The sequence below is a fragment of the Streptomyces sp. NPDC058157 genome (assembly GCF_042884105.1).
Taxonomy (GTDB): domain Bacteria; phylum Actinomycetota; class Actinomycetes; order Streptomycetales; family Streptomycetaceae; genus Streptomyces.
This window is the reverse complement of the sequence record NZ_JBHVUQ010000118.1, coordinates 1-23,685: the sequence shown is the minus strand read 5'-3', so window position 1 is coordinate 23,685 and position 23,685 is coordinate 1. Positions and strand designations below refer to the sequence as shown.

The 23,685-nt window shown below is 73.7% G+C and carries 29 protein-coding genes; 23 read left to right on the top strand and 6 right to left on the bottom strand.

Going from position 1 to position 23,685, the window contains the following annotated elements:
* Positions 1 to 97: 97 nt before the first annotated feature.
* Complete coding sequence (locus tag ACFVXK_RS25825; RefSeq protein WP_389615500.1) at positions 98 to 262, bottom strand: hypothetical protein; 165 nt, start codon at positions 260 to 262, stop codon at positions 98 to 100.
* 212 nt (positions 263 to 474) lie between these two features.
* Here ACFVXK_RS25825 and ACFVXK_RS25820 point away from each other — a divergent pair, with 212 nt between their 5' ends.
* The 4 genes from ACFVXK_RS25820 to ACFVXK_RS25805 are packed head-to-tail and all read left to right on the top strand — an operon-like array spanning position 475 to position 4,264.
* Entirely contained in the window at positions 475 to 1,761 is a 1,287-nt protein-coding gene (locus ACFVXK_RS25820; RefSeq protein ID WP_389615498.1) for an NYN domain-containing protein, read from the top strand.
* Between the two features lie 28 nt (positions 1,762 to 1,789).
* Positions 1,790 to 2,827 carry an ABC transporter ATP-binding protein gene (locus ACFVXK_RS25815; protein WP_389615496.1) on the top strand — a complete coding sequence of 346 codons (1,038 nt, stop codon included), beginning with the start codon at positions 1,790 to 1,792 and terminating at the stop codon, positions 2,825 to 2,827.
* Positions 2,824 to 3,600, top strand: coding sequence for an ABC transporter permease (locus ACFVXK_RS25810; protein WP_389615494.1), 777 nt, complete (start codon positions 2,824 to 2,826; stop codon positions 3,598 to 3,600). The genes ACFVXK_RS25815 and ACFVXK_RS25810 overlap by 4 nt, the downstream gene beginning before the upstream one ends.
* 34 nt (positions 3,601 to 3,634) lie before the next feature.
* The gene (locus ACFVXK_RS25805) at positions 3,635 to 4,264 is read left to right on the top strand and encodes a hypothetical protein (protein WP_389615492.1); all 630 of its coding nucleotides are present in this window, start codon (positions 3,635 to 3,637) and stop codon (positions 4,262 to 4,264) included.
* A gap of 144 nt (positions 4,265 to 4,408) precedes the next feature.
* Here the strand turns inward: ACFVXK_RS25805 and ybaK are convergent, their stop codons facing one another.
* Genes ybaK through ACFVXK_RS25790 form a run of 3 tightly spaced genes read right to left on the bottom strand, consistent with a single transcriptional unit; the run spans position 4,409 to position 7,284 of the window.
* Complete coding sequence (gene ybaK / locus ACFVXK_RS25800; protein WP_389615490.1) at positions 4,409 to 4,903, bottom strand: Cys-tRNA(Pro) deacylase; 495 nt, start codon at positions 4,901 to 4,903, stop codon at positions 4,409 to 4,411.
* A gap of 4 nt (positions 4,904 to 4,907) precedes the next feature.
* Positions 4,908 to 5,648, bottom strand: a complete 741-nt coding sequence (locus ACFVXK_RS25795) for an LON peptidase substrate-binding domain-containing protein (RefSeq protein WP_389615488.1) — start codon at positions 5,646 to 5,648, stop codon at positions 4,908 to 4,910.
* 34 nt (positions 5,649 to 5,682) lie between these two features.
* The gene (locus tag ACFVXK_RS25790) at positions 5,683 to 7,284 is read right to left on the bottom strand and encodes an oxidoreductase (RefSeq protein ID WP_389615486.1); all 1,602 of its coding nucleotides are present in this window, start codon (positions 7,282 to 7,284) and stop codon (positions 5,683 to 5,685) included.
* A gap of 122 nt (positions 7,285 to 7,406) precedes the next feature.
* Between ACFVXK_RS25790 and hisD the strand changes: the two genes are divergently transcribed.
* Genes hisD through hisF form a run of 8 tightly spaced genes read left to right on the top strand, consistent with a single transcriptional unit; the run spans position 7,407 to position 13,111 of the window.
* A complete protein-coding gene (gene hisD / locus ACFVXK_RS25785; RefSeq protein ID WP_389615484.1) occupies positions 7,407 to 8,729 on the top strand; it encodes a histidinol dehydrogenase in 1,323 nt (440 codons plus the stop codon).
* Positions 8,726 to 9,841, top strand: a complete 1,116-nt coding sequence (locus ACFVXK_RS25780; protein WP_389615482.1) for a histidinol-phosphate transaminase — start codon at positions 8,726 to 8,728, stop codon at positions 9,839 to 9,841. Before hisD ends, ACFVXK_RS25780 begins: the two co-directional genes overlap by 4 nt.
* On the top strand, positions 9,838 to 10,431 hold the full coding sequence (gene hisB, locus ACFVXK_RS25775) for an imidazoleglycerol-phosphate dehydratase HisB (protein ID WP_389615480.1): 594 nt from the start codon (positions 9,838 to 9,840) through the stop codon (positions 10,429 to 10,431). The genes ACFVXK_RS25780 and hisB overlap by 4 nt, the downstream gene beginning before the upstream one ends.
* Before the next feature lie 2 nt (positions 10,432 to 10,433).
* The gene (locus ACFVXK_RS25770) at positions 10,434 to 10,601 is read left to right on the top strand and encodes a hypothetical protein (RefSeq protein ID WP_042818653.1); all 168 of its coding nucleotides are present in this window, start codon (positions 10,434 to 10,436) and stop codon (positions 10,599 to 10,601) included.
* On the top strand, positions 10,598 to 11,239 hold the full coding sequence (gene hisH / locus ACFVXK_RS25765) for an imidazole glycerol phosphate synthase subunit HisH (RefSeq protein ID WP_366451398.1): 642 nt from the start codon (positions 10,598 to 10,600) through the stop codon (positions 11,237 to 11,239). The genes ACFVXK_RS25770 and hisH overlap by 4 nt, the downstream gene beginning before the upstream one ends.
* The gene (gene priA / locus ACFVXK_RS25760) at positions 11,239 to 11,970 is read left to right on the top strand and encodes a bifunctional 1-(5-phosphoribosyl)-5-((5-phosphoribosylamino)methylideneamino)imidazole-4-carboxamide isomerase/phosphoribosylanthranilate isomerase PriA (RefSeq protein ID WP_389615477.1); all 732 of its coding nucleotides are present in this window, start codon (positions 11,239 to 11,241) and stop codon (positions 11,968 to 11,970) included. Before hisH ends, priA begins: the two co-directional genes overlap by 1 nt.
* On the top strand, positions 11,967 to 12,359 hold the full coding sequence (locus tag ACFVXK_RS25755; RefSeq protein WP_389615475.1) for a RidA family protein: 393 nt from the start codon (positions 11,967 to 11,969) through the stop codon (positions 12,357 to 12,359). The genes priA and ACFVXK_RS25755 overlap by 4 nt, the downstream gene beginning before the upstream one ends.
* The gene (gene hisF / locus ACFVXK_RS25750; RefSeq protein WP_389615473.1) at positions 12,356 to 13,111 is read left to right on the top strand and encodes an imidazole glycerol phosphate synthase subunit HisF; all 756 of its coding nucleotides are present in this window, start codon (positions 12,356 to 12,358) and stop codon (positions 13,109 to 13,111) included. Before ACFVXK_RS25755 ends, hisF begins: the two co-directional genes overlap by 4 nt.
* 66 nt (positions 13,112 to 13,177) lie before the next feature.
* Here the strand turns inward: hisF and ACFVXK_RS25745 are convergent, their stop codons facing one another.
* Both ACFVXK_RS25745 and ACFVXK_RS25740 read right to left on the bottom strand, forming a co-directional pair.
* Complete coding sequence (locus tag ACFVXK_RS25745) at positions 13,178 to 13,618, bottom strand: hypothetical protein (protein WP_389615471.1); 441 nt, start codon at positions 13,616 to 13,618, stop codon at positions 13,178 to 13,180.
* Positions 13,619 to 13,794: 176 nt separating this feature from the next.
* The gene (locus tag ACFVXK_RS25740; RefSeq protein ID WP_389615470.1) at positions 13,795 to 14,427 is read right to left on the bottom strand and encodes a TIGR03085 family metal-binding protein; all 633 of its coding nucleotides are present in this window, start codon (positions 14,425 to 14,427) and stop codon (positions 13,795 to 13,797) included.
* Positions 14,428 to 14,519: 92 nt separating this feature from the next.
* On the opposite strand from ACFVXK_RS25740, the gene hisI reads away from it, so the two are divergent.
* The 11 genes from hisI to lgt all read left to right on the top strand — a co-directional run bounded on the left by hisI (position 14,520) and on the right by lgt (position 23,547).
* On the top strand, positions 14,520 to 14,876 hold the full coding sequence (hisI, locus tag ACFVXK_RS25735) for a phosphoribosyl-AMP cyclohydrolase (protein ID WP_389615468.1): 357 nt from the start codon (positions 14,520 to 14,522) through the stop codon (positions 14,874 to 14,876).
* Positions 14,877 to 14,895: 19 nt separating this feature from the next.
* Positions 14,896 to 16,386: an anthranilate synthase component I gene (locus tag ACFVXK_RS25730; protein ID WP_389615466.1), complete on the top strand. Its 1,491-nt coding sequence runs from the start codon at positions 14,896 to 14,898 to the stop codon at positions 16,384 to 16,386.
* Positions 16,387 to 16,400: 14 nt separating this feature from the next.
* Entirely contained in the window at positions 16,401 to 17,036 is a 636-nt protein-coding gene (locus ACFVXK_RS25725) for a TIGR02234 family membrane protein (RefSeq protein WP_389615464.1), read from the top strand.
* A 131-nt stretch (positions 17,037 to 17,167) separates the two neighbouring features.
* A complete protein-coding gene (locus ACFVXK_RS25720; RefSeq protein WP_389615462.1) occupies positions 17,168 to 17,419 on the top strand; it encodes an HGxxPAAW family protein in 252 nt (83 codons plus the stop codon).
* 53 nt (positions 17,420 to 17,472) lie between these two features.
* A complete protein-coding gene (locus ACFVXK_RS25715; protein ID WP_389615460.1) occupies positions 17,473 to 17,973 on the top strand; it encodes a DUF2752 domain-containing protein in 501 nt (166 codons plus the stop codon).
* 182 nt (positions 17,974 to 18,155) lie between these two features.
* Positions 18,156 to 18,965, top strand: coding sequence for an indole-3-glycerol phosphate synthase TrpC (trpC, locus tag ACFVXK_RS25710; protein ID WP_388943887.1), 810 nt, complete (start codon positions 18,156 to 18,158; stop codon positions 18,963 to 18,965).
* Positions 18,966 to 18,972: 7 nt separating this feature from the next.
* The gene (gene trpM, locus ACFVXK_RS25705; protein ID WP_045950210.1) at positions 18,973 to 19,182 is read left to right on the top strand and encodes a tryptophan biosynthesis modulator TrpM; all 210 of its coding nucleotides are present in this window, start codon (positions 18,973 to 18,975) and stop codon (positions 19,180 to 19,182) included.
* A gap of 216 nt (positions 19,183 to 19,398) precedes the next feature.
* Positions 19,399 to 20,652 (top strand): tryptophan synthase subunit beta, encoded by a 1,254-nt coding sequence (gene trpB, locus ACFVXK_RS25700; protein WP_358896956.1) that lies wholly within the window; start codon positions 19,399 to 19,401, stop codon positions 20,650 to 20,652.
* The gene (gene trpA, locus ACFVXK_RS25695) at positions 20,649 to 21,467 is read left to right on the top strand and encodes a tryptophan synthase subunit alpha (protein ID WP_389615457.1); all 819 of its coding nucleotides are present in this window, start codon (positions 20,649 to 20,651) and stop codon (positions 21,465 to 21,467) included. The genes trpB and trpA overlap by 4 nt, the downstream gene beginning before the upstream one ends.
* 95 nt (positions 21,468 to 21,562) lie before the next feature.
* Positions 21,563 to 22,465, top strand: coding sequence for a thioredoxin domain-containing protein (locus ACFVXK_RS25690; RefSeq protein ID WP_389615455.1), 903 nt, complete (start codon positions 21,563 to 21,565; stop codon positions 22,463 to 22,465).
* Between the two features lie 89 nt (positions 22,466 to 22,554).
* Positions 22,555 to 23,547 (top strand): prolipoprotein diacylglyceryl transferase, encoded by a 993-nt coding sequence (gene lgt / locus ACFVXK_RS25685; RefSeq protein WP_389615453.1) that lies wholly within the window; start codon positions 22,555 to 22,557, stop codon positions 23,545 to 23,547.
* The last annotated feature ends 138 nt before the right edge of the window (positions 23,548 to 23,685 follow it).

The following is a 23,685-nucleotide window of genomic DNA, read 5'->3' as shown; positions in this document are numbered from 1 at the left end:
CGGACGGGCGATGCGCCCGCCGCACGCCCGGGATGGGGGCCCGCCCGGGCACGGCGGGGGCGGGCCCCCTTCCGCTGTCACCGCTCGCGCGGAGGCGTCAGTTGTGGCCGAAGCGCTTCGACTTGCTCTTGTGGGCCATGTCCAGCGGACTGGGCGACTGCGACGGGCGGTCGTCGGAGGTCTCCGTCGAGCCCTTCGGCATGTCCTGCCCGGAGCGCGGCTGCTGCTTCGCCGGCTGCTTCTGGTTCTTGTTCTTGGCCATGGGATGCCTCCGTGGGGGGTGTAGGGGCCAGGGCCGCCTTCACCCTCACACACCGCAACAAAGCGCGCATTTTGGATCATTGCCGTGCGTAGCGGGGCTCACCGCCGGGCCGCCCGCGAGATACGCCACGCCGGTGATCCAGTTCCGGCCGTCAACGCCCTTGCGGTCGGGCAGACTCGGGGAAAACCTGTCGAGGACCCCCACGGAAGAGGGTGGAACGCGTGGACCGCTGCGTCGTCCTGGTGGATGCCGGATACCTGCTGGGCGCGGCCGCGAGCCTCCTCGCCGGAGAACCCTCGCGCTCCCGCATCACCGTCGACCACTCCGCCCTCATCCAGGGCCTGCGCGAGCGCGCCGAGGCCGACACCCAGCAGCCCCTCCTACGGATCTACTGGTTCGACGGCGCCCCCGACCGGGTGCCCCAGCCCGAACACCGCCGGCTGCGCGTCATGCCCCGCGTCACCGTCCGCCTGGGCGCCCTGACCCGCAGCGACGGCCGCTGGGCCCAGAAGGGCGTCGACGCCGCCATGCACGCCGAACTCACCGAACTCGCCCGCAACCGGGCCTGCTCCGACGTGGTCCTCGTCACCGGCGACGGAGACCTGCTGCCGGGACTGATGTCCGCCAAGGAGCACGGGGTCGCCGTCCACCTCTGGGCCGTCCAGGCCGCCGACGGGGACTACAACCAGTCCGAGGACCTCGTCGCCGAGGCCGACGAGCGCCGCGTCCTCGACCGCGCCTGGATCACCCGCGCCGTCCGCGCCCGCGACCTCGCCGGCCTGTGCCCCCCGCCGCCCGCCCCGCGCCCCGAGATCGCCGCCATCCTCTCCGCCCCGCTGCCCGAGGCCGCGCTCGCCGAAGCCGCCCGCAACGGCGCCCCCGCCACCCCCGAAGCCCCCACCGGCGGAGCCGCCGTACCGGCCCCCGCCACCGAAGGGGCCAAGCCGTCGGTCCCCACCCCCAAGGACCTCGCCGCCCTGCGCGCCCCCGGCCAGGGCCACGCCGCCGCCCACCCCCACCCCACCCCCAGCCCGGCCGGCAGCGCCCTGCGCTGGTCCTCCGACAAGGGGTGGATCGACCGGCCCGGCCCGCTCGGCGAACCCGCCGAGACCGCCTCCCTGCCCACCCTCGCCCAGCTCACCAGCGCCGAACAGCGCTGGGCCGACCGGGAGGAGGACATCACCACCGTCGGCGGCGACCCCTTCGAGGTCGGCCAGGTCTTCGCCCGCCGCTGGATGGAACGCCTCCCCGAGACCGGCCACCTGCAGAGGCTCGCCACCATGTACCCGCGCGTCCCGCACCGCATCGACGGGGAGCTGCTGCGCTACGCCGCCCGCTTCGGGCTCCTCGCGCACAAGGACGACCAGATCGACGAGCACGACCGCTACGCCATCCGCGCCGGGTTCTGGAGGGAGATCGACGTGCGCGCCGCGGCCGAGCACCTGGGCGGAGCGACGGCCTCCGCATCCGCGGCGCCGATGACCCCGGCGGCCGAGTGAGAGCGGAAGCCGCGTAGGCTGCTCCCTCGTGAGTACGGGCACAGCGCAGGCAGGGCACACCACGGCAGAGGCCGCAGGGGCGGCTTCCGGGGTGGTCTGCGCGGTGCGGGACCTGGTCAAGACCTACCCCGCGGTGCGCGGCCGGCGCGGCGCGCCCGCGCTCCCCGAGACCCGTGCCACCGACGCGATCTCCCTGGAGGTCCGGCGCGGCGAGATCTTCGGACTGCTCGGCCCCAACGGCGCCGGCAAGTCCACCCTGGTCCGCCAGCTCACCGGCCTGCTGCGCCCCGACTCCGGCTCCGTCACCCTGCTCGGCCACGACCTCGTACGCCACCCCGAGCGGGCCTCGCGCCTGCTGGCCTACCTCGGCCAGGAGTCCACCGCCCTCGACGAACTCACCGTCGCCCTCGCCGCCGAGACCACCGGCCGGCTGCGCGGACTCGACGCCCGCGCGGCCCGGGCCGCCCGCGACGAGGTGCTGGAGGAGCTCGGGCTGACCCCGATCGCCGGACGCCCCCTGAAGAAGCTCTCCGGCGGCCAGCGGCGCCTCGCCTGCTTCGCGGCCGCACTGGTGGGGGAGCGGCCGGTCCTCGTCCTCGACGAACCCACCACCGGCATGGACCCCGTCGCCCGGCGCGCCGTCTGGTCGGCCGTGGACCGGCGCCGCGACCGGCACGGCGCCACGGTGCTGCTGGTCACCCACAACGTCATCGAGGCGGAGACCGTCCTCGACCGGGTCGCCGTCATCGACCAGGGCAGGGTCATCGCCTGCGACACCCCGGCCGGCCTCAAGGCCAGGGTCTCCGACGAGGTCCGCCTGGAACTGGTGTGGCGCACCGCCGCGCCGCTGGAGGTCCCCGAGGTCGCCGCGCTCGCGCCGCGGGCCGCCGAGTCGGGGCGCCGCTGGGTGCTGCGGCTGGGCCAGGACGAGGCCCGCGCCGCCGTCGCCGCCGTGACCGGCGGCCCGGCCTTCGCCGCCCTCGACGATTTCACGTTGGCCACGCCGAGCCTGGAGGACGTCTACCTCGCGCTGGGCGGCCGGATGAAGGGTCTGGTCAAGTCGTGACCACCGCTGTCGCCCCCGCCGCCGTCCTGGCCCCCCGGGCCCGGCTGCTGCCCGCCCTCGCGGCCGTCTACCGGGCCCAGCTGTCCCGGGCCCGGGTGGCCCGCATACCGCTGCTGTTCGTGGCCACCTTCCAGTCCGTCGGGATCATGGTCCTGATGCGGGGCGTGGTGGACGGCGGCTCCGAGGCGCGGGCGGTCGTCGCCGGCTCGTCGGTGCTGGTCGTCGCCTTCGTCGCGCTGAACCTCCTGGCCCAGTACTTCGGCCAGCTCCGGGCGAGCGGCGGGCTCGACCACTACGCCACCCTGCCGGTGCCGCCCGCCTCGGTGGTGCTGGGCGCGGCCGCCGCGTACGCCTCCTTCACCCTGCCGGGGACGCTGGTGACGGCCGTCTTCGGGTGCGTGCTGTTCGGGCTGCCGATGGGCGGGCTGTGGATCCTGGCCGCCGTGGTGCCGCTGGCCGGGGCCGCACTGGCCGGACTCGGCGCGGCGCTCGGCCTGCTGGCGCCCCGGCAGGAGCTGGCCACGCTGGCCGGGCAGCTGGGCATGTCGGCGGCACTGCTGCTGGGGGTGCTGCCGGCGGAGCGGATGCCGCAGGTCGTCGTGTGGGCCCGGGACCTGCTGCCCTCCACCTACGGGGTGGAGGCCTTCGCGCGGACCTTCGCCCCGCACCCGGACTGGGCGATGGTCGCCGCCGACCTCGGCGTGTGCGCGGCGGTCGGGGTCCTCTCCCTGGCCGTGGCCACCTGGGCGTACCGGCGGGCGGCGGTCCGCTGACGCGGGCGCCGGGGCCACCTGGCACGATGTGGGGGTGACCGAAGCCGTGACCCCGCCGCTGCCGCAGCCTCCGCCGTCCGACGGCCTTCCCGACCAGGAGCCCGCCGTCACCCCGGCGGACGTCCGCGACGGGGCCACCGTCGCCCTGGTGGTGGGCGTCTGCGGGGCGCTCCTCGGACTGCTGTGGGCCTGGCTCGCGCCGCGCGTCCAGTACGTGGCCCACGGACAGGCCGTCTTCCTGAAGAACACCGAGGGCGAGGGGCGGATCGGCGCCGACGGCACGTTCTTCCTGCTGTCGCTGGGGCTGGGCGTGCTGAGCGGGCTCGCCGTCTTCCTGTGGCGGCGGCGCGGGGGAGTCGCGCTGGTCGTCGGGCTCACGGTCGGGGCGTGCTTCGCCGCGCTGCTCGGGTGGCGGACGGGGCTGTGGCTGGGGCCCGGCACCGATGTCGCCGCCGCGGCGGCCAAGGCGGGGGAGGACGCGCCGTTCGACGCCCCGCTGCAGTTGCTGGCGTACGGGGTGCTGCTGGGGTGGCCGATCGCCGCCGCCGTGACCCACCTGGCCCTGACGGCCGCCTTCGGCCCCCGGGACCCGGACCCGACCCCCTGGACGGGGTCGTACCCCCCGCCCCACGTCCACGCGGACACGAACCCGCCCCAGGGCTGAGGCCGGCTCCGGGTGCCGCTGCGCGGTGCTGGTCCCCTACCCGCCCTTCCACCGTTCCCCGGGGCTCCGCCCCGGACCCCGTACGTGCGCTCCGCGCCCGTGCGCTCAAACGCCGCGCGGCTGGAATTGCCGCGCGGCGGAACGCTACGGGCGGGCGATCGGGGCCAGGACCGCGCCCGTCAACGTGGCCAGGGAGGCGGGGGCCAGTTCGACCTCCAGGCCGCGGCGGCCCGCCGAGACGCAGATGGTGGCGTGGGCCGACGCCGAGTCGTCCAGCACCGTCGGCAGGCGCTTGCGCTGGCCCAGCGGCGAGATGCCACCCCGCACGTACCCCGTGGTCCGCTCCGCCAGCGCCGGATCGGCCATCGCGGCCCGCTTGCCGCCCACCGCCGCGGCCAGGGCCTTCAGGTCCAGGGAGCCCGAGACCGGGACCACGGCCACCGTGAGCGCCCCGTCGACCTCCGCCACCAGGGTCTTGAACACCTGCTCCGGCGAGACGCCCAGCGCCTCGGCCGCCTCCTCGCCGTACGAGGGGTGCGCCGGGTCGTGCTCGTAGGCGTGCGTGGTGAACTCGACGCCGGACGCGGTCAGGGACGTGATCGCGGGAGTGCCCGCCGTCTGCTGCTTCTTCTTGGCCATGGCCTCAGTTCGGGCTCGTCGGGGCGCGGGTCAGTTCCACCGCCGGGAGGGACGGGAGGTGGCGGATCACCGCGGTCTCGGTGCGCAGCAGCTTCAGCTCCTCCGCCAGCCGCGTCGCGGTGTCCGGGGCCTGGAGCAGGCGCTGCTTCGACGGGATGTCCAGCACGGCCGCAGCCGCGACCAGGTACGACACCACCGACGGCTCGTCCGGCAGGTCCGGTGCCGACGCCAGGGACCGCTCCCGGGCCCCCGCCAGCCGCTTCTGGTAGCTGCGGAAGGCCCGCAGGACCCCCTCGGACAGGGCGCCCGCCCCGTCCCCGGAGTCCTCCGCGAGCTCCTCCAGCTCGGCGACGAGGAAGGGGCCCGAGGAGTCCACGGACAGCAGCCGCACCCGTGTCGTACCGGTGGCGAGGACCTCGAAGCTGCCGTCCTCCCGCTCCCGGATCGTGGCCGCGTCCGCGATGCAGCCGACCCGGTGGAACGCCTGGATCGGGTCCGCACCGAAGCCCGCCGCCGGGCCCTTCTCGGGCAGGGAGGTCGGGTCGGGCAGCCCGGGCGCGGTCGGCGCGACCTCCCGGCCGTCGCGGATCGCGACGACGGCGAACCGGCGCGGCTCGTCCTCACCGAGCTTCAGCAGCTCGCGCATCATGGCGCGATACCGCTCCTCGAAGACGTTCAGCGGCAGCACGAGGCCCGGGAACAGCACCGAGTTCAGTGGGAAGAGGGGCAGGCGAACGGTGGTCACGACCCAAAGGGTAGTGGCCGCGGCCGCCGGGCCGTCACCCCCGCCGCAGCAGCCGGGACGCGCCCGCGGCCACCGTCGTGGCCAGGATCCACCCCAGCAGGACCAGCGCCGCCGAAGCCCACTGCCAGACCCCCTGCGTCTTCCACTGCCCCTCCTGCCCGAGGTCGATCACCGGCAGCAGGAGGTCGAGGGCGTACAGCGCGGCGTTCCAGGCGGGGTGCTCGTCGGCCTTGAGGGGCTCCGGGCGGTGCCGCAGGAACAGCAGGGTGCCCGCCGCCCACAGCACCGCCATCCACAGCGCGGCCCGCCCCGGCCGGTACCCGTAGAGCACCGTCCAGTCCTGGAGGTACCCCCAGGCCCGCCCGGCCGGCGAGAGCGTGGCCCGCCGGCGCCGCTCCTTGGCCAGCAGCACCTCGCGGGCGTCGGAGTCCTCCCCGCGGGCCCGCAGCACGGCGGCGAGCCGCTCGTACGGCTCCGGCGAGTAGTCCGGGCCGGCCGCCCCGACCCACTCCAGCCGGCGCTCCAGCGGGAAGTGCCCCCTCGGCGCGAGGGTCTCGTAGGAGAAGCCCTCCATGGACAGCCGGCCCGGGCCGGGCCAGCTCGTGGAGCGGTCCACCAGCCGCACCACCTTCGCCCCGGACAGCACCACCCGGCCCTGCTCCGGCGCGTCCCCGACGAAACGCAGCTCGGGCGTCTGGATCCGGCGCAGCGACACCTCCTGCTCGGGCTGGAGCTCGAAGCGGGCCCCGTAGAAGTCGGCGGAGTCCCCGAAGCGGCCGTCGTCCAGCCGCAGCCCGCCCCGGCACTCGAACGGCCGCATCGGGACGCCCCGGGTCGGGGTCCGGCTCCAGTCGTAGGGGCGCGACGGGTCCCCGGTGGCCGGGCCCAGGGCGGCGGAGGTCAGGTAGAGGGTGCGCTCGACGGTGAGGGTGGGCGCGTTCAGGGCGCGCCGGCCGTAGGGGTTGCGCAGCCGGGCCCCGCGCAGGCTCATGGAGGCCCCGATCCGGGCCCCGCGCAGGCTGACCTCGCCGTTCGTCTCCAGCAGCTCGGCCTGGAAGTCCTGGGCGACCACCAGCCCGTCGGCGGCGATGGCCCGCCCCCGCCCGTCCCGCTGCACCACGGTGCTGCCGATCAGCAGGTCGGTGCCGATCTGCGCGTCGGTCAGCCGGATCCCGCGTGCCACCCGGCAGCGTGCCAGGTGCAGGTCGCCCTCGGTGTGCAGGCGGGCCCCGTCCAGCCGGGGGATCGCGCAGTCGTCGAGGCGCAGGGTGCCGAAGCGGGTCTCGGAGAGCTGGATCTCGCCGTCGAAGCGGCAGGAGCGGATCTCCACGTACGGGGCGACCACGCCGCCGGAGAGGTCCAGCCGGCCGGTGATCCGGGCGCCGCGCAGCTTCAGGCAGCCGACCCGGCCGGGCACGGGCGGGGGACCGGCGAGCAGCAGGTGGGCCACCACCTCCGCCCGGACCCGCCGCTCGGGCCCCCAGGGGCGGTCCCCGTGCGGATCGTCCCGTTCGGCCGAGTGCGCGCCCAGGTCGCACACGGTGCCCGCGCGGAAGGTCTCCCACATGAGCCGCTCGGGACCGGTGAGGTCGTCCGGACGCCCGTCCCCGGGCGCGTCCCCGTGCGCTTCCGCCATGGCAGCCCCCCGCCGTCGTCCACGTCTACGGGAACGCTAGTCGCAGCCTGTGACATCCGGGGCGTGTATCAGCCAGTGATACGGGCGGACGGCGGTGTGAGCCGGTCTGAGAGAATTGGCACGTGATCTCTCGTATCGACCTGCGCGGTGACGCCCTCCCCGAGGGTGGCGCCCTGCGCGATCTGCTGCCCCGTGCCGAGTTCGACGTGGAAGCCGCCCTGGAGAAGGTGCGGCCCATCTGCGAGGACGTCCATCATCGTGGCACGGCGGCGCTGATCGAGTACGCGCGGAAGTTCGACGGGGTCGAGCTCACGCAGGTCCGGGTACCCGCGCAGGCCCTCAAGGACGCCCTGGAGCGGCTGGATCCGGCCGTCCGCGCCGCCCTGGAGGAGTCGATCCGGCGCGCCCGGATCGTCCACCGCAACCAGCGCCGCGCCGAGCACACCACCCAGGTGGTCCCCGGCGGCACCGTGACCGAGAAGTGGGTTCCCGTCGAGCGCGTCGGCCTGTACGCGCCCGGCGGCCGCTCCGTGTACCCGTCGTCCGTCGTCATGAACGTCGTCCCGGCCCAGGAGGCCGGCGTCGAGTCCATCGCGCTCGCCTCCCCGCCGCAGAAGGAGTTCGACGGCCTGCCGCACCCGACCATCCTGGCCGCGTGCGCGCTGCTCGGCGTGGACGAGGTGTACGCCGCCGGCGGCGCCCAGGCCGTCGCGATGTTCGCGTACGGCACGGACGAGTGCGCCCCCGCGAACATGGTCACCGGCCCCGGCAACATCTGGGTCGCCGCCGCCAAGCGCTACTTCACCGGGAAGATCGGCATCGACACCGAGGCCGGCCCGACCGAGATCGCCGTCCTCGCCGACTCCACGGCCGACCCGGTGCACGTCGCCGCCGACCTGATCAGCCAGGCCGAGCACGACCCGCTGGCCGCCGCCGTCCTCGTCACGGACTCCGCCGAGCTCGCGGACGCCGTGGAGAAGGAGCTGGAGCCGCAGGTCGCCGCGACCAAGCACGTCGAGGACCGGATCAAGCCCGCCCTCGCCGGGAAGCAGTCCGCGATCGTCCTGGTCGACGACCTGGAGGCCGGCCTGAAGGTGGTCGACGCGTACGGCGCCGAGCACCTGGAGATCCAGACCGCCGACGCCGCGGCGTGGGCCGCCCGGGTCCGCAACGCCGGCGCGATCTTCGTCGGCCCCTGGGCGCCGGTCTCCCTCGGCGACTACTGCGCCGGGTCCAACCACGTCCTGCCCACCGGCGGCTGCGCCTGCCACTCCTCGGGCCTGTCCGTGCAGTCCTTCCTGCGCGGCATCCACATCGTCGACTACACCCGCGACGCCCTCGCCGAGGTCACCCACCACGTGGTCACCCTCGCCGAGGCCGAGGACCTGCCCGCGCACGGCGCCGCCCTCAAGGCCCGCTTCGGATGGAAGGTCCCCGGCCAGTGAGCACCACCATCGGGATCGACGACCTCCCCATCCGCGACGAGCTCCGCGGCAAGACCCCCTACGGCGCCCCCCAGCTGGACGTCCCCGTCCAGCTGAACACCAACGAGAACCCGTACGAGCTCCCCGAGCCCCTGGTCCGGCGCATCGCCGAGCGCGTCGCCGAGGCCGCCCGCACCCTCAACCGCTACCCCGACCGGGACGCGGTCGAGCTGCGCACCGAGCTCGCGAAGTACCTCACCCGCACCGGCAAGCACCCGGTCTCCCGGGAGAACGTCTGGGCCGCCAACGGCTCCAACGAGGTCCTCCAGCAGCTGCTGCAGACCTTCGGCGGCCCGGGGCGCACCGCGATCGGCTTCGAGCCCTCGTACTCGATGCACGCCCTCATCGCCCGCGGCACCGGCACCGGCTGGATCTCCGGCCCGCGCCGGGAGGACTTCACCATCGACGTGGAGGCCGCCGAGCGGGCCATCGCCGAGCACGCCCCGGACGTCGTCTTCATCACCTCGCCCAACAACCCCACGGGGACCGCGGTCGAGGCGGAGACGGTCCTGGCCCTCTACGAGGCCGCCCAGGCGGCCAAGCCCTCCCTGGTCGTCGTGGACGAGGCGTACGTGGAGTTCAGCCACCGCGACTCCCTCCTCCCGCTGATCGAGGGCCGCCCGAACCTGGTGGTCTCCCGGACCATGTCCAAGGCCTTCGGCGCGGCCGGCCTGCGCCTGGGCTACCTCGCCGCGCACCCCGCCGTGGTCGACGCCGTCCAGCTGGTGCGCCTGCCGTACCACCTGTCGGCCGTCACCCAGGCGACCGCGCTGGCCGCCCTGGAGCACACCGACACCCTGCTCGGCTACGTCGAGCAGCTCAAGGCCGAACGGGACCGCCTCGTCACCGAGCTGCGGGCCCTCGGCTTCGAGGTCACCGAGTCCGACGCGAACTTCATCCAGTTCGGGAAGTTCGAGGACTCCCACACCGCCTGGCAGAAGATCCTCGACCAGGGCGTCCTGGTCCGGGACAACGGCGTACCGGGCCGGCTGCGGGTCACCGCGGGCACCCCGGCCGAGAACGACGCGTTCCTGGAAGCGGTTCGCGCACTGAAGAAGGAGCAGCAGGCATGAGCCGCATCGGACGGGTCGAGCGCACCACGAAGGAGACCTCGGTCCTCGTCGAGATAGACCTCGACGGCACCGGCCGGGTCGACGTCTCGACGGGCGTGGGCTTCTACGACCACATGCTCGACCAGCTCGGCCGCCACGGCCTCTTCGACCTCACGGTCAAGACGGACGGCGACCTGCACATCGACAGCCACCACACCATCGAGGACACCGCGCTCGCACTGGGCGCCGCCTTCAAGCAGGCCCTCGGCGACAAGGTCGGCATCTACCGCTTCGGCAACTGCACCGTGCCGCTGGACGAGTCCCTCGCCCAGGTCACCGTCGACCTCTCCGGCCGCCCCTACCTCGTGCACACCGAGCCCGAGAACATGGCGCCGATGATCGGCGAGTACGACACGACGATGACCCGGCACATCCTGGAGTCCTTCGTCGCGCAGGCCCAGATCGCCCTGCACGTCCACGTCCCGTACGGCCGCAACGCCCACCACATCGTGGAGTGCCAGTTCAAGGCGCTGGCCCGCGCCCTGCGCTACGCGTCCGAGTTCGACCCGCGCGCGGCCGGCATCCTGCCCTCCACGAAGGGCGCCCTCTAGACGTGAACGGCCTCAACACCGTCCTGATCGTCCTCGGCCTGTTCCTGGCCGGGGGCGTCTACTCCTTCCAGAAGCAGAAGATGCCCAAGTCGGTCGTCATCCTGCTGGCCCTCGGCTCCGCCATGTGCCTGGCCGCGGGGATCCTGCGAATCCAGGGGATTTGGGAATGAGCGCAACGAAGAACGTCGTGGTCTTCGACTACGGCTTCGGCAACGTCCGCTCCGCCGAGCGCGCCCTCGCGCGCGTCGGCGCGGACGTCGAGATCACCCGCGACTACGACAAGGCCATGGACGCCGACGGCCTCCTCGTGCCCGGCGTGGGCGCCTACTCCGCCTGCATGCAGGGGCTCAAGGACGCCCGCGGCGACTGGATCATCGGGCGCCGGCTGTCCGGCGGCCGGCCCGTCATGGGCATCTGCGTCGGCATGCAGATCCTCTTCGAGCGCGGCATCGAGCACGGCGTCGAGACCGAGGGCCTGGACGAGTGGCCCGGCACGGTCGGCCCGCTGAAGGCCCCCGTCGTCCCCCACATGGGCTGGAACACCGTCGAGGCGCCCGCCGACAGTCAGGCCTTCGCCGGCCTGGACGCCGACGCCCGCTTCTACTTCGTCCACTCCTACGCGGCCCACGACTGGACCCTGGAGGTCACCAACCCCAGGATCAGGGGCCCCAAGGTCACCTGGGCCACGCACGGCGAGCGCTTCGTCGCGGCGGTGGAGAACGGGGCCCTGTGGGCCACCCAGTTCCACCCCGAGAAGTCCGGCGACGCCGGCGCCCAGCTCCTCACCAACTGGATCGAGACCCTGTGATGACCGCACCCACGCTCGAACTCCTCCCCGCGGTCGACGTCCGCGACGGCCAGGCCGTACGCCTCGTGCACGGCGTCTCCGGCAGCGAGACCTCCTACGGCTCCCCGCTGGAGGCGGCCCTCGCCTGGCAGGCCTCCGGCGCCGAGTGGCTGCACCTGGTCGACCTGGACGCCGCCTTCGGCACCGGCGACAACCGCGCCCTGGTCGCCGAGATCACCCGCGCCATGGACATCAAGGTCGAGCTGTCCGGCGGCATCCGCGACGACGCCACGCTGGCCGCGGCCCTCGCCACCGGCTGCACCCGCGTCAACCTCGGCACCGCCGCCCTGGAGACCCCCGAGTGGGCCGCCAAGGCCATCGCCGAGCACGGCGACCGGATCGCCATCGGCCTGGACGTGCGCGGCACCACCCTCAAGGGCCGCGGCTGGACCAGCGAGGGCGGCGACCTCTACGAGACCCTCGCCCGCCTGGACTCCGAGGGCTGCGCCCGCTACGTGGTCACCGACATCGGCAAGGACGGCACCCTCACCGGCCCCAACCTGGAGCTGCTGAGGAACGTCTGCGCCGCCACCGACCGGCCCGTCGTCGCCTCCGGCGGCGTCTCCTCCCTGGACGACCTGCGGGCCCTGTCCGCGCTCGTCCCGGCGGGCGTCGAGGGCGCCATCGTCGGCAAGGCCCTGTACGCCAAGGCCTTCACCCTGGAAGAGGCCCTGGAGGCGGTCCGCGCATGAGCTCCCCCGACTCCGGCGTCCGCCGGATCTCCTCCGGCGGCCCCTACGAGGACGTGATCGGCTACTCCCGCGCCGTCGCGCTGCCCAACGGCCTGGTCCTCGTCTCCGGCTGCACGGCGGTCGACGCGGGCGGCCCGTACGACCAGACGGTCAAGGCCTTCGAGGTCGCCTTCAAGGCGCTGGCCGAGGCCGGGATGGGTCCCGAGCACGTGGTCCGCACCCGGATGTACCTCACCCACGCCCGGGACGTCGACGAGGTGGGCCGCGCCCACAAGACCCTCTTCGACACCGTCCGCCCCGCCGCCTCCATGATCATCGTCAATGGCTTCGTCGACCCGGGCATGGTCGTCGAGGTGGAGGTCGAGGCCTTCAAGGAGGTCGTGCGATGAGCCTCTCCGTACGGGTGATCCCCTGCCTGGACGTGGACAACGGCCGCGTCGTCAAGGGCGTCAACTTCCAGAACCTGCGCGACGCCGGCGATCCGGTGGAGATGGCCAAGCTCTACGACGCCGAGGGCGCCGACGAGCTGACCTTCCTCGACATCACCGCCTCCTCCGGCAACCGCGAGACCACCTACGACGTGGTCCGGCGCACCGCCGAGCAGGTCTTCATCCCGCTCACGGTCGGCGGCGGCGTGCGCACCGCCGAGGACGTGGACAAGCTGCTGCGGGCCGGCGCGGACAAGGTGGGCGTCAACACGGCCGCCATCGCCCGCCCCGAGCTGATCCAGGAGATCGCCGAGCGCTTCGGCCGCCAGGTCCTCGTCCTGTCGGTCGACGCCCGCCGCACCGAGTCCGGCTCCTTCGAGGTCACCACCCACGGCGGCCGCCGGGGCACCGGCATCGACGCCGTCGAGTGGGCGCACCGCGCGGCCGAGCTGGGCGCGGGGGAGATCCTGCTGAACTCGATGGACGCCGACGGCACCAAGGACGGCTACGACACCGAGATGATCGCCGCCGTCCGCAAGCACGTCACCGTCCCGGTGATCGCCTCCGGCGGCGCCGGGAAGCTGGAGCACTTCCCGCCCGCCATCGCGGCGGGCGCCGACGCGGTGCTCGCGGCGTCGGTGTTCCACTTCGGCGACCTGCGGATCTCCGAGGTCAAGGCGACCCTGCGCGAGGCGGGCCACCCGGTCCGCTGACCGCGGCCGCGCACGTGCCGGCGGGGGTACCCGGGGACCGCCCCGGGTACCCCCGCCGGGGTTTTCCTAGCGGAAGTCGTCGAACGAGTCGGACCCGTCCTGGTGCTCGTTCTGCATCTCCTGGCGGCCCGGCTGCTCCTGCTGGTCCGCCTGCTGCTGCTCCTGCTTGCGGGCCTGCTGGAAGACGACCGAGGCGGCGTGGAAGTCGCCGGCCTTCTCGCCCGGCTGGAGGGTGGCGACGGGCTCGCCGCCGCAGTCCGCCTCCGCGAAGATCAGGGCCACCGAGTCGGTCTCGTTCACCGCTTCGACGACCTCCGAGGCGGCGGAGGGCAGGGCATGGCATTTGTCCGCGCCCATGTCCTTGAGCTGGCCGTTCTTCTCCTGGTTGCTCTGGTCCACGTACACGTAGTTCAGGGCCTTGCCGTCGTCGGCGAACGCCTGGGCTCCGGCGGGGAGGACCAGCGCGAGGGCTCCGGCGAGGGCGGCGGCGGTGGTGCGAAGACGCATGGGGGGTTCCGTTCCTTCCACGGTGACGACACCGAACCGGTCGGCATCCGTGACGGAGCGTAGGGACGGGGCGGTGTGCTGAAACCTTTTCCCCGGCCCCGCCATGCCCGATTTCACCGCCCCGGCGGTACCGGGCTCCCGCCGGGGCCGAGACGCGCGAGCGGCGCGTTCGAGGATCAGATGCCCAGCTGGGCCACCGTCAGGCGGGAGACCGCCTCCTTCTCGCCCTCCAGGTCCACCGAGGCGGCGGCCTGGCGGCCGAAGCAGAACAGGGTCAGCTCACCCGGCTCGCCCGTCACCGTCACCACCGGCACCCCCTTGTGCGCCACCGCCGTACGCCCGTCCGGGCGCCGCAGCACCAGTCCCACCGGCGAGCGCCGCCCCGTCAGCCGGGCCAGCTTCTCCAGCCGGGACCACAGCGCGTCCGAGAACACCGGGTCCAGCGTCCGCGGCGACCAGTCCGGCTGGGCCCGCCGCACGTCCTCCGCGTGCACGAAGAACTCCACCGCGTTCGCCGCCTCGTCGATCTGCTTCAGCGCGTACGGCGACAGCCGCGGCGGGCCGGTGCGGATCAGCTGGACGAGCTCCTCGTACGGCTTCGCCGCGTACTCGGCCATCGCCCGGTCGAGCCGCTCCTTGAGGACCTTCAGCAGCAGGCCCCCCGCCGCGTCCGGCCGCCGCTCGCGGACCACCACGTGCGCGGCCAGGTCCCGGCAGGTCCAGCCTTCGCACAGCGTCGGGGCCTGCGGCCCGGCCGCTTCCAACAGGTCGGCCAGCAGCAGGCGTTCGCGCTTCGCATGGGTAGACATACCGGCCAGCCTACGGCCGGAGGCCGCTCCGCGGCTGCCCATCAGGCGGACGGAGATCAATGACCGCCACCGCGGCGCGGCACAATGGCCCCATGAGTACGTCCCCCCTCGACCCCGCCGTCGCCGCCCGCCTCAAGCGCTCCGCCGACGGCCTGGTCCCGGCCATCGCCCAGCAGTACGACACCGGAGAGGTGCTCATGCTCGGCTGGATGGACGACGAGGCCCTGCACCGCACGCTCACCACCGGCCGCTGCACCTACTGGTCCCGCAGCCGCCAGGAGTACTGGGTCAAGGGCGACACCTCCGGCCACTACCAGCACGTGAAGTCCGTCGCCCTCGACTGCGACGCCGACACCGTGCTCGTCAAGGTCGACCAGGTGGGGGCCGCCTGCCACACCGGCGCGCGCACCTGCTTCGACGCCGATGTCCTCCTCGGCGACGCCGACTAGCCAGTTAGGGTCCCACCCCATGGATCTCGAGACCTTCCGCAAGCTCGCGGCCGACCGCCGTGTCATCCCCGTCAGCCGTCGGCTGCTCGCCGACGGGGACACCCCGGTCGGGCTCTACCGCAAGCTGGCCGCCGAACGGCCCGGCACCTTCCTGCTGGAGTCCGCGGAGAACGGCCGCTCCTGGTCCCGCTACTCCTTCGTCGGCGTGCGCAGCGACTCCACCCTCACCGTCAAGGACGGCGAGGCCCACTGGATCGGCACCCCGCCCGTCGGCGTCCCCACGTCCGGCGACCCCCTGGAGGCCCTGCGCGCCACCGTCCAGGCCCTGCACACTCCCCGCGACCTCGCGGGCGGCATGCCCCCGTTCACCGGCGGCATGGTCGGCTACCTGGGCTACGACGTCGTCCGCCGCCTGGAGCGCATCGGCGAGCACACCGAGGACGACCTGAAGCTCCCCGAGCTCACCATGCTGCTCACCTCCGACCTGGCGGTCCTCGACCACTGGGACGGCACCGTCCAGCTGATCGCCAACGCCATCAACCACAACGACCTCGACACCGGCGTGGACGAGGCGTACGCGGACGCCGTGGCCCGGCTCGACGCCATGGAGGCCGACCTCGCCCGGCCCGCCCCCTACGCGCCCGCCGCGCTGCCCGAGTCCGAGCTGCCGCCGTTCGAGGCCCTGTGGGGCGGCGAGAAGTACCAGGACGCCGTCGAGGACGTCAAGGAGCGCATCCGGGCCGGAGAGGCCTTCCAGGTCGTGCCCTCGCAGCGGTTCGAGACCCCCTGCCAGGCCTCCGCGCTGGACGTCTACCGGGTGCTGCGCGCCACCAACCCGTCCCCGTACATGTACCTCTTCCGCTTCGAGAACGGCTTCGACGTGGTCGGCTCCAGCCCCGAGGCGCTGGTGAAGGTCGAGGACGGGCGGGCCATGGTCCACCCCATCGCCGGCACCCGCCACCGGGGCGCCACCCCGCAGGAGGACAACGACCTCGCCGACGAGCTGCTGGCCGACCCCAAGGAGCGCGCCGAGCACCTGATGCTCGTCGACCTCGGCCGCAACGACCTCGGCCGGGTCTGCGAGCCCGGCTCGGTGGAGGTCGTCGACTTCATGTCGATCGAGCGGTACTCGCACGTCATGCACATCGTCTCCACCGTCACCGGGCGGGTCGCCGAGGGCAAGACCGCCTTCGACGTGCTCACCGCCTGCTTCCCCGCCGGCACCCTCTCCGGCGCGCCCAAGCCGCGCGCCATGCAGATCATCGAGGAGCTGGAGCCCACCCGCCGCGGGCTCTACGGCGGCTGCGTGGGCTACCTCGACTTCGCCGGGGACTCCGACACGGCCATCGCCATCCGCACGGCGCTGCTGCGCGACGGGACGGCGTACGTCCAGGCCGGGGCCGGCGTGGTGGCCGACTCGGTGCCCGAGCTGGAGGACCGCGAGTGCCGCAACAAGGCCGCCGCGGTGCTCCGCGCGGTGGGAGCGGCGAACCGCCTCCACCGCGACTGAGGGCGTAGGGGATAGTGGGGTACGTGAGTGCCGTACCCCTGTCCCCGAACGCCGACGCCCCCGAGAGCGGCGCGGGCCGCCGCACGGTGGCCGTCGCCCTGCTGCTCGGCGCGCTCGGCGCCACCGTCGTCCTGCTCGCCTCCGGCCGCGTCTGGGCCCGGGGCAGCGCCGCCGTCGGGGGCGGTTCGCTCCCGCTGACCGCCGACGGGCGGGCCGTCACCGGCCTCCCCGCGGCCCTGGCCATCGTCGGCCTCGCCGCCCTGGTCGCGGTGTTCGCCGTACGCGGCCGGGGCCGGCTGCTGGTCTCCGCGCTGCTCGCGCTGAGCGGCCTGGGCGCCGCCCTGTCGGCCGTGGCCGCCGCCGACGACCGCCGGGCCCTGGACGAGCGGGCCGCCGTGGCGACCGCCGACACCGCCGCACGGGTGGTGGAGCTCAGCCACACGGCCTGGCCCTACATCACGGCCGCGGGCGCGGCCCTGATCCTGCTCGCCGGGCTGCTGGCGCTGCGCTTCGGCCGGAGCTGGCCCGCGATGGGGGGCCGCTACGAACGCGACGGCAGCCCCCGGCGGCGTACGCCCGTCGCGGTGGACCCGGACCGGCCCGAGGACCTGTGGAAGGCCCTGGACCGCGGCGAGGACCCCACCGGCTGAACACCCGGCCGATCCCGGCGCGCACCACCCACCGGAACGGGCCACCCGCCGGTGAATCCGCACGCCACGTGCGGGACAATGACATCGAGCGTGCGAGACGTCACGCCCGACAGATCTACGAGGAGCAACTCATGGCGGGCACGAGCCACGGACACACCCCGGCCGCCTGGACCGGTGTCGTCATTTCCTTCATCGGTTTCTGCGTCTCCGGCGCCTTCATGGTGCTGGCGAACCCGGTCGGGTTCTGGGCGGGTCTGGTCGTCGTCGCGCTCGGCGGTGTCGTCGGCCTCGCGATGAAGGCCGCGGGCATGGGCATGCCGAAGCCGGCCCACGCCGACCTCGCCGAGGTCATCGCCGCCAAGCAGCTCGCCGCGAAGGCCTGAGCCGAGCCCCTGGCGTACGGAAGGCGTGGCCCGGCCGGGCTGCGCCTTCCGTCATGAGCGGAGAGAATCAGCGGGTGGACGCCTCCTGCACTCCCCCCGGCCCGACCCGGCAGGGCCCACCGGCCGCGGCCGCCGCCGAGGGCCCCGTACGGGCCTCCCGGGCGCGCCGCCTGGCCGCTCCGGCGCTCACCCTGGCCGGGGCCGTGGCCGCCTTCGCGTACGTGGGCGCCGTGGACCCCAACCAGCCCGGCCACTACCCGGTCTGCCCGCTGTTCCGGCTGACCGGCGTCCTGTGCCCCGGCTGCGGCGGGCTGCGCAGTGCGCACGCCTTCGCCCGGGGGGACCTGGTCACGGCCCTCGGGGACAACGCCCTGGCCGTCGCCGGGTACCTCGTGTTCGCGGGTTTCGTCGGGCTGTGGCTGGTGCGGGCCCTCCGCGGCGGTCCGGTGCCCCGGATCGTCCTGCGGCCCGCCTGGTGGTGGGGGATCGGCGCGCTGGCGCTGGTCTTCACGGTTGTCCGGAACCTACCGATCGGATCCGCTTTGGCTCCCTGAGCCCTTGCGGGGCCTGTCGGGGGACTGGAGGAACCCCATATTCCGAGTGTCCAGACCCTGGGACGCGGCGAACTCCGTGCGGAGGCCGTGGCGACCTGCGGATACCATTTGATTGCTGACCTTGCAGTGGTACGTGTCCGCAAGGCGGCCGAACGTCATCGACCCGGAAGGGGGCCGCTCGCGTGAGTGTGCTCGACGAGATCATCGAAGGGGTCCGCGAAGACCTTGCCGAACGGCAGGCCCGCGTGAGCCTCGACGAGCTCAAGGAGCGTGCCGCCAAGGCGCCCCAGGCCAAGGACGGCGTCGCGGCCCTGCGCGGCGACGGCGTCAAGGTGATCTGCGAGGTCAAGCGCTCCAGCCCCTCCAAGGGCGCGCTGGCCGCGATCGCCGACCCGGCCGGGCTCGCCGCCGACTACGAGGCGGGCGGTGCGGCGGTCATCTCCGTCCTCACCGAGCAGCGCCGTTTCGGCGGCTCGCTGGCCGACCTGGAGGCCGTCCGCGCCCGCGTCGACATCCCGATCCTGCGCAAGGACTTCATCGTCACGGCGTACCAGCTGTGGGAGGCCCGCGCCTACGGCGCCGACCTCGTGCTGCTGATCGTGGCGGCGCTGGACCAGGAGGCCCTCGTCTCCCTCATCGAGCGGGCCGAGTCCATCGGCCTCACCCCGCTCGTGGAGGTCCACGACGAGGAGGAGATCGAACGGGCCGTCGCCGCCGGCGCCAAGATCATCGGCGTCAACGCGCGCAACCTCAAGGACCTCAAGGTCGACCGCTCCACCTTCGAGCGCGTCGTCGGCGAGATCCCGCCCCACATCGTGAAGGTCGCCGAGTCCGGGGTCCGCGGACCCCACGACCTGATCGCCTACGCCAACGAGGGCGCCGACGCCGTCCTCGTCGGCGAGTCCCTGGTCACCGGCCGCGACCCGAAGGCGGCCGTGGCCGACCTCGTCGCCGCCGGCGCCCACCCCGCCCTGCGGCACGGGCGGAGCTGACCCCTCCATGGCCCCCTCCCGCCCCTCCGTCCGCACCCGCCCGGGCCACGGCCCGGCCGGCGTGCCGACGGCGCACGCGCCCCTGGCGCGCGGCTGCCGCCCCCGCGGCTGCCGCGCCCCGGCCCGGCGCGTCCACGGGCGGCGGGTGCGCTACGTGATCGGGTCCGAGCCCGGTCAGGTCAACGGCATGCGATGGCGCGGCGGAGCCGCGTCGTAACGACGGTCCCGCCCGCCCGGCAGCCCCATGGGCACCGGGCCCGGCCGGCCGCGTACGGCCCCGCGCCCCGAGCCGCCCGACGGCTCCCGGCGAGGGCCGCTCCGTCCGTACCCCCACCCCCTCCAGCGGGGTGCGCGGGCGACGGACCGACGGCGCAATACGGTGCATCCCAGCCACCCGTCGGCATCGCATACCGCACCACGTAGGAGTAGTGGCATGTCCACCAGCTCGTTCTTCATCCCGGACCCGGAAGGCTCCGTCCCCAACGCCGAGGGCTACTTCGGCGACTTCGGCGGCAAGTTCATCCCGGAGGCCCTCGTCGCCGCCGTGGACGAGGTCGCCGTCGAGTACGAGAAGGCCAAGGGCGACCCCGCCTTCGCCGCCGAGCTCAACGACCTCATGGTCAACTACACGGGCCGCCCCAGCGCCCTGACCGAGGTCCCCCGCTTCGCCGAGCACGCCGGCGGCGCCCGGATCTTCCTCAAGCGCGAGGACCTCAACCACACCGGCTCGCACAAGATCAACAACGTGCTGGGCCAGGCGCTGCTCACCAAGCGCATGGGCAAGACCCGCGTCATCGCCGAGACCGGCGCAGGCCAGCACGGCGTCGCCACCGCCACCGCCTGCGCCCTCTTCGGCCTCGACTGCACCATCTACATGGGCGAGATCGACACCCAGCGCCAGGCCCTCAACGTGGCCCGCATGCGGATGCTCGGCGCCGAGGTCATCGCCGTGAAGTCCGGCTCCCGGACCCTCAAGGACGCCATCAACGAGGCCTTCCGCGACTGGGTCGCCAACGTGGACCGCACCCACTACCTCTTCGGCACCGTCGCGGGCCCGCACCCCTTCCCCGCCATGGTCCGCGACTTCCACCGGGTCATCGGCGTCGAGGCCCGCCGCCAGATCCTGGAGCGCGCCGGACGCCTCCCCGACGCCGTCGCGGCCTGCGTCGGCGGCGGCTCCAACGCCATCGGCCTCTTCCACGCCTTCATCCCCGACGCGGACGTCCGCCTGGTCGGCTTCGAGCCCGCCGGGCACGGCGTGGAGACCGGCGAGCACGCGGCCACCCTGACCGCGGGCGAGCCCGGCATCCTGCACGGCTCCCGCTCCTACGTCCTCCAGGACGAGGAGGGCCAGATCACCGAGCCCTACTCCATCTCCGCGGGCCTGGACTACCCGGGCATCGGCCCCGAGCACTCCTACCTCAAGGACAGCGGCCGCGGCGAGTACCGCGCCGTCACCGACGACGCCGCCATGCAGGCCCTGCGCCTGCTGTCGCGCACCGAGGGCATCATCCCGGCCATCGAGTCGGCCCACGCCCTCGCGGGCGCCCTCGACCTGGGCAAGGAGCTGGGCAAGGACGGCCTGCTGGTCGTCAACCTGTCCGGCCGCGGCGACAAGGACATGGACACGGCGGCCCGCTACTTCGGGCTGTACGACGGCACGGAGCCCGAGGGGGAGAACAAGTGAGCACCGCCGGAAACCTGCAGCTGCTGAGCGACACCCTCGCCAAGGCGAAGTCCGAGGACCGCGCCGCCCTCGTCGCCTACCTCCCGGCCGGGTTCCCCACCGTGGACGGCGGCATCGAGGCCGTCAAGGCCGTCATCGCCGGCGGCGCCGACGTCGTCGAGATCGGCCTGCCGCACAGCGACCCGGTCCTCGACGGCGCCGTCATCCAGACCGCCGACGACATCGCCCTGCGCGGCGGCGTCAAGATCGCCGACGTGATGCGCACCGTGCGCGAGGCCTACGAGGCCACCGGCGTCCCGATCCTGGTCATGACGTACTGGAACCCCATCGACCGCTACGGCGTCGAGCGGTTCACCGCCGAGCTGGCCGCCGCCGGCGGCGCGGGCTGCATCCTGCCCGACCTGCCGGTCCAGGAGTCCGCGCTGTGGCGCGAGCACGCGGCCGAGCACGGTCTGGCGACCGTCTTCGTCGTGGCCCCCAGCAGCAAGGACGAGCGCCTGGCCACCATCACCGCGGCCGGTTCCGGTTTCGTCTACGCCGCCTCCCTCATGGGCGTCACCGGCACCCGCGAGTCGGTCGGCCACGAGGCCCAGGAGCTGGTGCGCCGCACCCGCGCCACCACCGACCTGCCGGTCTGCGTGGGCCTGGGCGTCTCCAACGCAGTCCAGGCCAAGGAGGTCGCGGGCTTCGCCGACGGTGTGATCGTCGGCTCGGCCTTCGTGAAGCTGCTGCTGGACGCCCCGGACCTGCCCGCGGGCCTGGAAGCCGTGCGGGCGCTGGCGGGCGACCTCGCGGAAGGCGTACGCAGGTCCTGACGCGCGGCGGGCCCTTACGGGGGTTCTGTAGCCCGATCGGGTGGAATCGGGAGCAGGGAGGCACGCGAGTGCCTCCCTGCTTCGTTTGGCGGAACGTGAGCGAGAAGAACGACGGTGCGAACCGCGATGTGACGAAACGATCGGCCCGGGAGCGACTCCAGGCGGAGCGCGAGCAGCAGAAGAAGAAGGACAAGCGCAGGCGCGCCCTCGTGGTCGGCGGGGCGGTGGTCGGCGTCCTCGGCCTGGCCGCCGTCGTCGGCGTGATCGCGGCCAACACCGGCAAGGGCGACAAGACCGCCAAGGGCCCCGTCGCGGCCCCCTCCGGCGCCACCGGCAAGGACGCCCTCGCCATCCAGACCGGCAAGGACGGCGCGAAGTCCACCCTCACGGTCTGGGAGGACTTCCGCTGCCCCGCCTGCAAGGCCTTCGAGGACAACTACCGGGACACCCTCCGCGACCTGGAGAACAGGGGGCTGCTCAAGATCGAGTACCACCTGGTCACCCTCATCGACGGCAACATGCGCGGCACCGGCTCGCTGAACGCGGCGAACGCGGCGGCCTGCGCACAGGACGCCGGGAAGTTCGGCGCGTACCACGACCTCCTCTTCGTGAACCAGCCGCAGGAGACGGACGACGCCTACGCCAAGAACGCGAAGCTGCTGGAGCTGTCGAAGAAGGTCGACGGACTCGACACCCCGGCCTTCCGCTCCTGCGTCGAGGGCGGCACCCACAACAGCTGGGTCGCCACGTCGCACGAGGCCTTCCGGGCCGGAAAGTTCAAGGGGACCCCGACCGTCCTGCTCGACGGGAAGGACATCTTCGGGGACCAGGCCAACCCGCTGACCCCGCAGAAGCTGAAGGAGAAGGTCGAGGCCAATGCCGGGCTGACCCCGAAGCCGTCGGCCTCCGCTTCCGCTTCCGCTTCCGTTTCCCCGTCGGCCTCGGCCTCGGGGAAGCCCGGCTCGAAGACGGTGTTTAAGGGGACTACGGAGGACTGAGTCGCGGCGACCGCCGTGTGTGGTTTTGGTTTCAGCTTGCCGGGCGGGTTGCGGTGGCCACCGCCCGGCAAGGTAGCGTCAGCCTTGCCATGACCCTTGCTTACATCCCCAGTCCGTCGACCGGCGTGCTCCATCTCGGGCCGATCCCGCTCCGCGGCTACGCGTTCTGCATCATCATCGGCGTCTTCGTCGCCGTCTGGCTCGGCAACAAGCGGTGGATCGCGCGCGGCGGAAAGCCGGGCACGGTCGCGGACATCGCGGTGTGGGCGGTGCCCTTCGGCCTGGTCGGCGGTCGCCTCTACCACGTGATCACCGACTACCAGCTCTACTTCGGCGAAGGCCGGGACTGGGTCGACGCCTTCAAGATCTGGGAGGGCGGCCTCGGCATCTGGGGCGCGATCGCGCTCGGCGCGGTGGGAGCCTGGATCGGCTGCCGGCTGCGCGGCATCCCGCTGCCCGCCTGGGCCGACGCCCTCGCCCCCGGCATCGCCGTCGCCCAGGCCTTCGGCCGCTGGGGCAACTGGTTCAACCAGGAGCTCTACGGCCGCCCCACCGACCTGCCGTGGGCGCTGAAGATCAGCGAGGGCCCGAACCGGGAGGCCGGCCTCTACCACCCGACCTTCCTGTACGAGTCGCTGTGGTGCCTGGGCGTCGCCGCCCTGGTCATCTGGGCGGACCGCCGCTTCAAGCTCGGGCACGGGCGGGCCTTCGCGCTGTACGTGGCCGCGTACTGCTCCGGGCGGGTCTGGATCGAGTACATGCGGGTCGACGAGGCGCACCACATCCTGGGCCTCCGCCTGAACGTGTGGACGGCCATCGTGGTCTTCGTCCTCGCGGTCGTCTACTTCGTCCTCTCGGCGAAGCTGCGGCCGGGGCGCGAGGAGGTCGTCGAACCGGAGCCCTCCGGGGGTGCCAAGCCGGAGGACGCCGCCGGGGTCGGGGGCGCCGCCGGGGCCGATGCTGCGAAGCCGGAGGCTGACGCGCAGGCCGGGGCCGGGGCGGCGGAAGCCGAGCCGGATGCCGACAAGGCCGGGGCGAAGCCGGTCGGGCTGACCAAGGGGCCCGAGGCCGACAAGAGCTGAACCCGCACCCGAAGGGGCGCCGCGCACAGGGCGGCGCCCCTTCGGCGTGCGGTGGCCGCTGCGCGGGGCGGTGTCCCCTACCCGCCCTTCGCCCGTTCCCGGGGGGGGGCCCCCCGGGCCCCCCAACCGGCGCGGCGC